General features: G+C 71.9%; 9 protein-coding genes. 4 read left to right on the top strand and 5 right to left on the bottom strand.

Annotated features, from left to right (window positions below; translation table 11 throughout):
• Nucleotides 1-13: 13 nt before the first annotated feature.
• The gene (locus QM779_RS13665) at nt 14-1,258 is read right to left on the bottom strand and encodes a hypothetical protein (RefSeq protein ID WP_428536123.1); all 1,245 of its coding nucleotides are present in this window, start codon (nt 1,256-1,258) and stop codon (nt 14-16) included.
• Between the two features lie 126 nt (nt 1,259-1,384).
• On the opposite strand from QM779_RS13665, the gene QM779_RS13660 reads away from it, so the two are divergent.
• Nucleotides 1,385-3,148, top strand: coding sequence for a hypothetical protein (locus tag QM779_RS13660; protein ID WP_428536121.1), 1,764 nt, complete (start codon nt 1,385-1,387; stop codon nt 3,146-3,148).
• Between the two features lie 57 nt (nt 3,149-3,205).
• Here the strand turns inward: QM779_RS13660 and QM779_RS13655 are convergent, their stop codons facing one another.
• Nucleotides 3,206-4,990, bottom strand: a complete 1,785-nt coding sequence (locus tag QM779_RS13655; RefSeq protein WP_428536119.1) for a sensor histidine kinase — start codon at nt 4,988-4,990, stop codon at nt 3,206-3,208.
• A 4-nt stretch (nt 4,991-4,994) separates the two neighbouring features.
• Entirely contained in the window at nt 4,995-6,044 is a 1,050-nt protein-coding gene (locus tag QM779_RS13650) for a response regulator (protein ID WP_428536117.1), read from the bottom strand.
• 175 nt (nt 6,045-6,219) lie between these two features.
• Between QM779_RS13650 and QM779_RS13645 the strand changes: the two genes are divergently transcribed.
• Both QM779_RS13645 and QM779_RS13640 read left to right on the top strand, forming a co-directional pair.
• Entirely contained in the window at nt 6,220-6,765 is a 546-nt protein-coding gene (locus tag QM779_RS13645; RefSeq protein WP_428536115.1) for a hypothetical protein, read from the top strand.
• Nucleotides 6,762-8,558: a glycoside hydrolase family 3 protein gene (locus QM779_RS13640; protein ID WP_428536113.1), complete on the top strand. Its 1,797-nt coding sequence runs from the start codon at nt 6,762-6,764 to the stop codon at nt 8,556-8,558. The genes QM779_RS13645 and QM779_RS13640 overlap by 4 nt, the downstream gene beginning before the upstream one ends.
• Before the next feature lie 36 nt (nt 8,559-8,594).
• Here QM779_RS13640 and QM779_RS13635 read toward each other — a convergent pair whose 3' ends face one another.
• Nucleotides 8,595-9,512, bottom strand: a complete 918-nt coding sequence (locus tag QM779_RS13635; protein WP_428536111.1) for an AEC family transporter — start codon at nt 9,510-9,512, stop codon at nt 8,595-8,597.
• 113 nt (nt 9,513-9,625) lie between these two features.
• Here QM779_RS13635 and QM779_RS13630 point away from each other — a divergent pair, with 113 nt between their 5' ends.
• Nucleotides 9,626-10,924: an MFS transporter gene (locus QM779_RS13630; protein ID WP_428536109.1), complete on the top strand. Its 1,299-nt coding sequence runs from the start codon at nt 9,626-9,628 to the stop codon at nt 10,922-10,924.
• A 205-nt stretch (nt 10,925-11,129) separates the two neighbouring features.
• Here QM779_RS13630 and QM779_RS13625 read toward each other — a convergent pair whose 3' ends face one another.
• Nucleotides 11,130-11,741 (bottom strand): disulfide bond formation protein DsbA, encoded by a 612-nt coding sequence (locus QM779_RS13625; RefSeq protein ID WP_428536107.1) that lies wholly within the window; start codon nt 11,739-11,741, stop codon nt 11,130-11,132.
• Nucleotides 11,742-11,776 lie beyond the last annotated feature (35 nt).

Here is an 11,776-nt window from a genome sequence, read left to right as displayed (position 1 = left end):
GGAACGGCTCCGGTCAGCCCCAGGCCGTCTCGAGCGACGCCCAGTGCGCGTCGGTCATCAACGAGTACGGGGTCACGTTCACGTCGATGATCCCGTTCGTCGCGGCCTCCCCGACAGCGACCCCGAGTTCGGCAGCGCTGATGGAGTCCAAGTTCTCCACCTGGGTGTCGCCCTTCCAGAGTCCGACCGAGATGATGAAGCGGGTCATGTCGAACCCGGCGTCCTTCAGGGCCGCGGTCACCGAGCGGATCTGCTCGGGAGGCTGGCCCGCCCTGCCGAAATAGGTCCACAGCTGGAGGCGGATGCCCGACTCCAGCAGGATCGCGTAGTCGTGCCCGCTCTCCGGGCGTCCTCCCGCCGGGTCCCGCCAGCTCACCCGGACGTCCAGCGCGAGCTCGATCTGCGAACCGCCCTCGACCGCATCGACGGCCGTCCGCATCTTCGCCATGAAGTCGCGCAGCACCTCCGAACGCCAGGTGCCGAGTGCGGGCGCGTCCGTGTTGATCTCGCCGCCCTTCGACCGCGGCCAGTCCTTGGCCCCCGTCATCCGCTGGTAGAGGGCGAGGTCGTCCGCGCCGAAGGAGAACACGTTCAGGAAGAGTTCGGTGACCTCGATCTGGTTGGGGTGGTAGCGGTCGGCGAGGGCGACCGCGTAGTCGCGGAGCCGTTGTCCCACCTCGCCCTCGAGGATCTGCGCCGCGGACGCGGTGTAGGTCGAGCGGCGTCCACGCGCATCGACGCCGGCGAGCGACGGGTCCTCCTTGATCCACTCGGGCACGTAGGTGTCGAGGATCAGGTTGATCTCCCGGTCACTGCCGTCCGCGTTGAGGTGGAGCGCGTTCGCCGCGACCGCGAGGTGGTCGACCCCCGGGACAGCGGCGGCGTCCGGGTGCGCCGGCCAGTCGAACGCCGTGAACTCCACCCTGCCGGCGTTGAGGTTCACCGTGGTCGCACCGACCTGGTCCAGCCGGGCGTCGACGCCCTGCCAGTCGGTGTGCAGGTTGTCCACGATGTCGAAGTCCAGGCTCACCGAGCGGATCCGGTCGAGCGGGGCACCGGGGCGGAAGGTGGGCAGCGTCGAGGGGACGGCGGTGGACGGGGGCGGCACCGACGCCGAAGGCTCCTGGAGGACCGGCCGCAGGACCTGCGCCGCGATGACGACCACGGCGATGGCGAGCAGGAACGAGAACGAGATGAGGATGCCGCGTCGGTGGGATCCGTGGCCGGCGTCACCGGACGGCTGTGTGCCCTGCCCCATCCCTTCCTCCTTCCGGCCACCGGGTCGTGCCCGGTCACGTCAAGGATGCCCCAGATCTGGCCCTCCACGGGGTGCGGGTAGCATGAACCGGACCCGACCGCCGCCACGGAGAGGCTCCCGACCCGCATGACCCTGCACCGCCGCACGTTCGCCACGCTCTGTGGACTCACCCTGCTGCTCACCCTGATGGCGAGCCCGCCCGCGGAGGCGGCGACGAGGCAGTCGGTGACCATCGTGGCCGGTACCACCGCCGCCGAGGTGGGCCAGAAGGTCGCCCTGAGCGGGAAGACCACCCCGAAGGCCGCAGCCAAGAAGGTCCGCATCCAGCAGCGCAACGCCGGCTCGTCGGCCTGGCGGACGGTGAAGACCGTGACCACCACGAAGGCCGGCACCTGGTCGACGACGGTCACGCCGGGCAACGACACCGACCGCTACTACCGCGCGTACCTCCCGGCCCGGAAGGGGTACACGAAGGCCAGCGCCAAGACCTCGAAGATCGTGGTCGACAAGCGGACCGTGACCGTCACGGCGCAGGGGGACAGCCCCGCCACCGTCAACCTCGCCACCACCATCCGGGGCACGGTGACGCCGTACGTCGCGTCCTCCCCGGACGTCTACGTGCAGCAACGCGACGCGGGGACCTCCACCTGGACGACGGTGAAGCGGCTCACGCTGGACGATTCCGGCGCCTACCTGTTCGCGTGGACGCCGGATTCGACCGGTGAGGTGGAGACCCGGGTCTACAAGCCGGCCCGGGGCGACGACAAGGCCGGGTACTCGCCCGTCGTGACCACGGCCGTCGAGGCGGACTCGGAGGACGAGGAGGCCGGCCTGCCCGCGTCCCGGCACTCGGTGAGCCTGGGGATCGAGGACATCGTCCTCGACGCCGACGAACAGGCCGCCCACTGGTCGGCGCTGCGCTCGGACCTCGACGAGGCGCACGTGAACGTCCTGCACCTCTCGGCGGGCCGGGTGGAGTGGACGGCCTTCGACTGGGCCGCGCACCCCGAGGTCGCCGCCGACTCCGGCACCGACCACCTCGCCGAGGCCATCGCCGCGCTCACCCCGATGGCGAACGGCGGCACGCGCAAGGTCGACCTGCTGATCGATGCGCTCGTGCCGAGCTGGATCGCCGCCGACCCGTCCATCGCCGGCGTGGACGCGAAGGGCAAGCGGGCCACGTACACACCGTCCGCGTCCGCCATCCACGACGGCGAGGTGGGCGACCGCTACGTCGAACTGGCCAGGGACCTGTCCGTCCGCTACCGGCCCACCGAGATCACGTTCTCCGAGTTCATGTTCGACAACGAGACGTTCGGCGCGGACGACCTGGCCCTGTACCAGCGGATGACCGGCGCGAAGGACTGGCCGCGGACCCGCTCCGGGGCGATCGACGAGGACTCCCCACTGATCGGGGCGTGGCGCTCAGAGGTGCTCTACGACCTGCTGGCCCGCGTGCGGCAGGCGCTGGACGAGGTCACCGACCAGGTCGGCCACCGCGTCGAGCTGGGCACCGACGTGCTCGTGAACTGGGACGACCCGACTGCCGGCCGTCCCGACGTCGGCGACGACTACGACGTGCTCTACGGCGCGGTCGACCGGATCATCCTGTGGGGCTACTTCGGCACGGAGGGCCGCACTCCGGCCGACTTCGGCAACCTCGGCGCGGCGCTGCAGGCATCCAAGGTGCCGACGGAGCGGTTCGCCGTCTCGGTCGGCCTGTGGTCGGGGGAGGACGAGCAGTCGGTGATCACCCCGGCGGAGCTCGCCGAGGCCGTGGGGGTCGCCACCAGCGCAGGGTTGACGTCGGTCAACGCGACCCCGGTCACCCTGATGACGCAGGCCCACTGGGACGCGCTCGCGGGAGTCTGGACCAGCTGGCCAAAGTAGGGCCCGTCCCGGAGCGGGGCACGACAGGAACCGTCCCCGTCGTGCCCCCGTTGCGGCTCAGGACGGCGGGACGATCGGGATCGACACCGTGAACGTCGTGCCCGCGCCGAGTGCGCTGCGGACGTCCATGCGACCGTGGTGGGCGTCGATGATCGCCTGGGTGATCGACAGGCCCAGTCCGATGCCACGGATCCGCTTCCCGCGCGCAGAGCGGGCCCGGTAGAAGCGCTCGGTCAGCCGGTCCACCTCGTCGGGGCTGATCCCGATGCCGGTGTCGCTCACCTCGACCACGGCGAGACGGGCCTCCGCCGGGCCGCCCGGACGCGTGCGCATCCTCACCGTGCCGCCGGCGGGGGTGAACTTCACCGCGTTGCTGAGCAGGTTGTCGACCACCTGCGCGAGCCGCACCGCGTCCCCGTACACCGGCACCTCCTCGTCGCACTCCAGCACGAGGTCCACCCCGGCGACGTCGGCCGAGGAGGCGATGGTGGCCGCGCACGACCGCGCCACCGCGGACAGGTCGACCTCATCCGACAACAGCCCGAACGTCCCCGCCGACAGCTGGACGCTGAGCAGCAGGTCGCTGACCAGCCGCTGCAGGCGCTTGGCGTTCCGCTCGATCACCTCGAGGTCGGACAGCTGTTCCTCGCCCAGTCCGCCGCCGAGCCGGAGCAGCTCGACGTAGCCCAGGATCCCGGTCAGTGGCGTCCGCAGCTCGTGGCTGACCAGACCGACGAACTCGTCCTGCAGCCGGTCGGACTCCCGCCGCTCGGTGTTGTCGGTGGCCACGAGCAGGTACCCCGACGGCGTGCCGTCCAGCTGGGCGGGACGCATGGTCACCACCACCTGGCACGGCACGGTCTCCGCGTCGCGGCGCCGCAGGTGCCACTCGCGCACGCTGGTGCCGCCGTCGGCGGCCTCACCGACCACGGTCGCCAGCCGGCCGGACGCGTCCGAGGAGGCCCGGTGGTCGCGGACGGCCGCGTCGAGCTCGTCGGGGTCGTACAGGTCGAAGACGCGCATCCCCCTCGCCTCTTCGGCCGTGTAGCCCAGCATGGAGGCGGCACCCTTGTTGAACACCGAGATCCGGCCGTCCGGCTCGACGGCGACGACGGCGTGCAGCCGCGCGGCGTCCACCAACCCGGACATCAGCTCCGAGGTGGAACGGAGCTGTTCGGCCATGGACTGCAACTCGTCCCTGTTGCGCCGCACCTGCTCGAGGGTGGCGTCCTGCTCCCGCCGGAGGGCCTGCAACGCCCTGGTCCTGCTCCGCAGGCGGTTGGTCACCCCGTACACCGTCAGGCCGACCAGCAACGCGGTGATCGGCACGACGACGGTCCGGGTGACCGCCACGTCCCACTCGTTCTCGCCACGGAACAGCGCGATGGCCTGGGTCGCCCCGTACGCGCCGGCCGTGCCCAGCACCACTCCCCACAGGCTCCGCTGGAGCGCCAGGCTGACCACGGGGATGAACACCAGGGCGGTGAAGTAGGTGCGCACCGTGCTGGACCCGAGCTCCAGCAGGACCAGGGAGAGCATCTGGACCAGGGGCAGCACCATCTGCGCGGAAGGGCGGAACCGCTGCCAGGGCACGACGACGCCGGCGAGCTGGACGAGCAGCACGAGCGCCAGGCCCACCCACATCCAGGGCGCCCGTTCCGGCACCATCGCCAGGGTGAGCACGAAGGAGGTCAGGAAGGCGACGGTGAACGGCACCTGCCGGATCGCGACCGCGTCCGGGTCGAACCAGGACTCGAGGAACGGGTCGACCCGGGCGGCCACCCTGGCCGCCAGCGAGCCGGCCGGGCTGGCGACGTCGTCCGGGTCCTCGGTCACGGTCACGGGCTCAACCCTCCGGCGAGAGCTCGCCGGCCGGGCCGACCACCGGGGCCAGCTGGACGGTCGACCTGATCGCCTCGAGCGGCTCGACGAAGCGGCTGACCCCGTACCGCGACCAGTACCGGCACGTGGCCAGCACGATGTCGGGCTGCATGTAGCCGCGGTGGCTCTGGGACGCGAACGCTGCCAGCATCGCGAGCTTCGTGTCGAGGTGGCCCTCGACGTCGACGAACCGGTTCGGCCGGAAGTCCACCGTGCTCGAGGGGCTCTGGTAGCAGGCGAGGTTCGGAATCGACCGCGCAGCCACCTGCACGGCCTCGTTCACGGCGCGGTGGTCCTGGTGCCGGTCGTGCGCGGTGTGGGTGTAGAGCTGGTCCGGCCGCACCTCGGCGATCACGCCCTCGATCGCGGTGATCACGCCGTCCGCCGGGTCGATCCGGGTGTCCGGGAAGTCGAGGTGGATCAGCCGGGCGCCCACGATGGCCGCGGCCGCCCTGGCCTCGGCCTGGCGTGCGGCGGTGTCGCCGCCGACCCCGCCTCCCGACAGCGTGAGGATCACGATCTCGTCACCCGCGGCGCGATGGGCACCGAGCGCGGCGCCGACGCCGATCTCGACGTCGTCGGGGTGCGCGCCGACGGCCAGCACCGTCCGCGCCCGGGGCGAGCGGGCGCGACGTTCCCTGCCGTCGGAGGCCAGGGTGTTCACCCGGTCCACCAGCGCCTCCACCCCGATCGGCTTGCTGAGGAACTCGTCGACCCCCGCCCGCAGCGCGTCCACCGCGTAGTCGACGCTGGCGTGGGCGGTGAGCATGACGACCGGCACGCCCGGAGCCAACCGGTGCACCTCCGGCAGGATGTCCAGCCCTGACTCGCCGGGGAGCTCGATGTCGCTGAGCACCAGGTCGAACGTCGCCTCGGAGAGGGCCTGGAGCCCTGCCGCCGCGGTCCTGGCGAGCACCGTGGACATGCCCCCCACCCGTTCGAGCGCTGTGCAGGTGAACAGGGCCGCGTCGGGGTCGTCCTCGATCACCAGGACCCGGAACTGCTCCTCGGCCATCGGCCCTCCTCGTCTCGCGCACCCGGCTCGTGCCCATGGTCGCACGCCGGACGCCGGCGCGGCAGCCCGCCGACGCCGGCGCGCGGGACACCCATTCCGACCCCCACCGCTCCCCCCGTTCAGATCTGCGGGGACGGCGGCGCGTCCACGGTCCACTTTCGTCTAGGTTGGCGACGTGAACGTCGCCGGCATGGTGGCCGCCTACCGCGGGCTCGTCGTCGCGGCCTGCGAGTGGAGGGCCGTCGGCGTCGCCGACCCGCGCGCGATGGCCGACGAGGTCTTCCGGCAGCTCGACCAGGACGCCGACCACGACCTGCACGACCTGTACGCGTCCATCGACAGGGTGGTCCTGGCCAGCTACCAGCGCTACTCCGACCAGTTCAGCGTGCTCGAGCGGCTGCGCGACGGTGCGACGATCGGCGGGCCGCGGCGCACCCGCACCCCCGCGGACGACTTCCTGTCCGCGCTCAGTCGGCTCCGGCACGCCGACCGCGAGCTGGTCCAGCTCCGGTTCTGGGACGAACTGACCGACGCGGAGGCCGCCGAGGCCCTCCGGACGACACCGGAGGTGATCCGGGAGCGGCTGGCCCGCGCCGGCACCCGCTACCTCGCCAAACTGGCCCGCACCCATCCCGACCTCGCCATCACCGACGTGGCGGACACCGTCCGCAGCATCAAGCCCGGCGTGCACCGCCGCTTCGAGACAGGGGAACACCCATGAGCGACCCGATCGACTTCCGCTACCGGGACGCGTCCCTGTCCGTCGACGAACGGGTGGAGGTCCTGCTGGGGCAGCTGACGCTGGAGGAGAAGGCCGGGCTGTTCTTCCAGAACATGATCCTGCCCGGCCAGGACGGGGAGCTGTCGCCCGGCAACGCGGCCTTCGGGCTGCCCGGCGCGGACGAGTACGTCCGCGAGCGCCACATGAACCACTTCAACGTGCTCGGCGCCGCGCCGGAGGCCGGGCTGCTGGCCGCCTGGCACAACCGGCTGCAGGAGCTGGCCGCGTCCACCCGGCTCGGCATCCCGGTCACGCTCTCCTCCGACCCGCGCCACACCTCGTCCGACAACCCCGGTGCCGCGCTGTCGGCCGGCAGCTTCTCTGCGTGGCCGGAACCGCTCGGCCTGGCCGCGGTGGGCGACGAGGCGCTGGTGGAGCGGTTCGGCGACGTGGCGCGGCAGGAGTACGTGGCGGTCGGGATCCGGCTGGCGCTGCACCCGCAGGTCGACCTCGCCACCGAGCCGCGCTGGTCGCGCCAGTTGCAGACCTTCGGCGAGGGCGTCGAGCTCGCCTCGACCCTCGGCGCCGCGTACATCCGGGGGTTCCAGGGCCCGGTGCTCGGCCCGGAGTCGGTCTCGGCCATGGTCAAGCACTTCCCCGGCGGCGGCCCGCAGAAGGACGGCGAGGACCCGCACTTCGCGCACGGCCGCGAGCAGGTGTACCCGGGCGGGGAGTTCGAGCTGCACCTGAAGCCGTTCGAGGACGCGTTCGCCGTCGGCGTCAGCCAGGTGATGCCCTACTACGGCATGCCGGTGGACACCGACCTGGAGGAGGTCGGCTTCGCCTTCAACAAGACGGTGGTGACCCAGCTCCTGCGCGGGCGGTTCGGTTTCGACGGCATCGTCTGCACCGACTGGGGCCTGATCACGGACTCCTTCATCATGGGCGACCCGTTCCCGGCCCGCGCGTGGGGCGTCGAGCACCTCACCCCGCGCGAGCGGATCGTACGCCTGCTGGACGCGGGCGTCGACCAGTTCGGCGGCGAGGCGTGCCCCGAGCTGCTGGTCGAGTCGGTCCGCGACGGTGAGGTGGCGGAGGAGCGGCTGGACGTGTCGGTTCGACGACTGCTGCGCGAGAAGTTCGTCCTCGGTCTGTTCGATCGGCCGTACGTGGACGCCGACGCCGCGCGCCTGGTCGTCGGCAAGCCGGAGTTCGTCGAGGCGGGCCTGGCCGCCCAGCGGGCGTCCGTGGTGCTGCTGGTGAACCGGGACATCCTTCCGCTGCGTTCCGCCGCCGCGGCCTCGACCATCCCGGGCTCGACCCGGGATCTCCGCCTCTACGTCGAGGGGGTCTCCCCCGACATCGCGTCCGGCTACGCCACCCTCGTGGCCACCCCGGCCGAGGCGGACGTGGCGCTGCTGCGGCTCCAGGCGCCGTGGGAGGAACGTCCGACGGCGTTCGAGAACCGCTTCCACTCCGGCTCGCTGGACTTCCCCGAGGACGTGGTGGCGCACGTCCGCGAGGTGGCCGTCGCCGTCCCGACCGTGGTGGACGTGTTCTGCGACCGCCCGGCGATCCTCACGCCGTTCGCGGACGCCGTCGCCGCGCTGCTGGTGACCTTCGGGGTCAGCGACGCGGCCCTGCTCGACGTGGTCACCGGCGTGGCGGCCCCGCAGGGCAACCTGCCGTTCGACCTCCCGCGCTCGATGGCCGCCGTCGAGGCGAGCCGCCCCGACGTCCCGTTCGACACCGCCGACCCGCTGTTCCGCTACGGCGACGGCCTGCGCTACTGACCGGCGCGTATTCGGCCGGCCGGTGGGTGGCCGCGCTCAGACGGCGTGCAGGGCGAGGTAGAGGGTGGGCATCGCGACGATGCCGACCAGGATGCTGACCGAGTTCATCAGCGTGGACAGCTCGACGTCGAGGCCGGCGCGGGCGGTGAACACCGGCATCATGGACGCGATCGGCGAGAACAGGACCATCACCACCACCAGGCGCGCGTCGGCGGGCAGCGGCAGCAGGAACCAGCAGGCGACGGCGGCCACCGCCGCGAACGCGTACCGGACGCCGAGCATCCGGGCGGCGGCCCGGTACTTCGTCGGGTGCAGCCGGAGTTCGAGGCCGATCCCGATCATCAGCATCGCCAGGAACGGATTCGCGGCGCCCACGATCGAGGTGAACGTGATCACCGCGTCCGGCAGCCGCAGGTCGAGCAGCCGCATCGCCAGCAGGACGACGTAGGTGACGAACACCGGCGAACCCGCGAGCGTACGGACGAGCTCCCGCCGCCCGTGCGTGCCGGGCTCGCTGGCCAGCGTCATCCCCCACCCGTACGCGAGGCCGGCGGACGAGAACGCGCCGCCGAAGTCGAAGAGCGTCGAGTACACCATCGCGTGGGGGCCCATGAACCCGGAGAGGTACGGCGTGGCGAACGCGCCGATGTTGTAGCTGCCCGAGTTGAGGACGGCGAACGCCTGCTCACGGCGTCCCCGCCGGGCCGCCATCGCGTACCCGATCAGCTGCTGGGCGACGTTCAGCCCGAACGCCAGGACGGTGAGCCCGAGCAGCGCGTACTCGAGGTGGTAGTCGTTGAAGCTGGTGAACAGGGCACACGGCAGGGTCACGCCGAGCACGATCTTCGAGAACTTCCCGAAGTCCTCCCTGCCCACCCAGCCGGCGCGCTTGATCGCGACCCCGATGCCGACGATCGCGACCAGCGAGAGGGCCCGCACGACGATGTCCAGCATGCGCGCAACCTATCGCCCGGCCCGACCGTGCCGGTCTCGAACGGGGTACCACGAGACGGGACGCGGCGGAGAACGAGATATCTTGATATCGAGATAGTTGGGAGGTGGAGTCGATGGCGAGCGAGCTCTCCGTCCTGCTGCGGCGGCTGGCCCTGCCGATCTACCTCCCGACCGTCCTGTACGCCTCCGGCGCGTCGGCGATCGTTCCCGTCCTGCCCCTGATCGGGCTCGACCTCGGGCTCAGCGTGACGCAGGTCGCCCTGCTCAGCACGGTCGCGGGCCTGGTGGTCGTGGTCGGGCCGCTGCCGACCGGCCAGCTGGTGGCGAGGATCGGAGAACGGGCGGCGCTGGTGATCGGCGGGCTGGTCTCCATCGCGTCGATCGTCGCGTGCCTGATCGCTGCGCGGGCGGGGACGCCGGGCGCGGTGCCGGCATGGGCCGCCCCGCTCTTCTGCGCGGGGATCCTGGTGATGAGCCTCGGCGACCTCACCTGGGACCTCGGCCGCCAGACCTACCTCGCCGACGAGGTGCCCGCGCACTTGCGGGCCAGGGCCATGACGCTGTTCGGCGGCATGATGCGGGTCGGACGGATCCTCGGCCCGCTGGTCGGCGCGGCCGTGATCGCCACGGCGGGCGCATCTGCGGCGTTCATCGTCCACCTCGTCGCCGCCGTGGTCAGCCTGACCCTGATCGTGGCCTTCGTCGCGCCGTACGCGACCGCGTCCATGTCGGTCACGGGGGACGCCGACGAGCCGGCGCCCGCCCGGTCCGACATCCTCCGTCCGCTGCTGCTGGTCGGGCTCGCGGTGCTCGTGCTCACCGTCGCCCGGACCAACCGCGACCTGCTGCTGCCGCTGCTCGGCAACGCCTACGGGCACTCCGGGGCGACGGTGTCGCTGGTGTTCGCCGTGGCCGCGGTCGTCGAACTGGCGTTCATCCTTCCCGCCGGCACGCTGATGGACCGGTTCGGACGCGCGGCCGTCCTCGTCCCCTGCCTGGCGCTGATGGGTGTCGGCTTCCTGCTCGCCGGGCAGGCGGCGACGCTGCCGGGGTTCGTCGGCATCTCGCTCGTCTTCGCTGTCGGCAACGGCCTCGGCGCGGGGATCAACAAGACGCTCAGCGCCGACATGACCCCCGCCCGCAACCGGGCCAGCTGGCTGGGCCTGTGGAACAGCCTGACCAACGCGGGCGCTCTGGTCGGACCCGCGATGGTGGCCGCGGCCAGCGGCGTCGCCGGAGTGGTCACCGCCAGCATCGCCACCGGCTGGACGAGCATCGCCGGCGCCGCCTGGGCGGCCTGGTGGCTTCCCCGCATCCTGCCCGGCGCGGCCCGCCTGTCCCTGCGCCGCACAGCGGATCGTCCCGGACGCCGCCAGTCCCTGTCATCCCGGCGAAAGCCGGGATCTCGATGACGAGCCGGTAGGCACCGACACGGAGATCCCGGGTCAGGCCCGGGATGACAGCCACGACGCACCGCTGCCCGCCCACCCCCGCCGCTCCCGTCTGCTCCCGACAAACGCTCCCGAAACTCGCAGAAGCCACCGAAATTTCGGGAGCGTTTGCGTGTTTCGGGAGCGTCTGTGTGCCGAGGAGCCGGGACGGTCTGTGGCGGGACGGTCAGTCGAAGATCGGGCCGACGGTCCGCGTCCGCTTGAGCTCGAAGAAGCCGGGGTAGGCGCACACGTTGACGAAGCCGTCCCACAGGCGGCCCGCCTCCTCGCCCTTGGGCGCGGGCGAGATCACCGGGCCGAACAGGCTCAGCCCGCCGTCGACGCGGATCACCGGGGTGCCGACCTCGTCCCCGACGGCGGCCGTGACCTCGGCCTGCGCGGCTCGCAGCGCCGCGTCGTTCGCGTCGGTGTCGGCGGCGTCGGCGAGCTCGACCGGCAGCCCGACCTCCGCCAGCGCCGCCTCGTGGGCGGGCCGGCTGTTCGACTCCTTGCGGAGGTGGATCCGGGTGCCCAGCGCGGTGTAGAAGTCGGTCAGCTTCTCCGGGTACTGCTGCTGGACGGCCAGCGCCACCCGCACCCCGCCCCACGCCGCGTCCATGCCCGCGCGGTAGTCCGGCGGCAGGTCACGGCCCTCGTTGAGGACGGAGAGGCTCATCACGTGGAACTCGACGTCCACATCGCGGACCTTCGCCACCTCCAGAGCCCAGCGCGAGGTCATCCACGCCCAGGGGCACAGCGGGTCGAACCAAAGATCCAGCTTCCTTCGCTCAGCAGTCATGGCGCGAGTGTAGGACGCGCCCCGAACCCGGGCCG

The organism is Propionicimonas sp., from assembly GCF_049840635.1.
Lineage (GTDB): Bacteria > Actinomycetota > Actinomycetes > Propionibacteriales > Propionibacteriaceae > Propionicimonas.
Note: the sequence above shows the minus strand (reverse complement) of the source record. Positions and strands in the feature narration are given on the sequence as shown.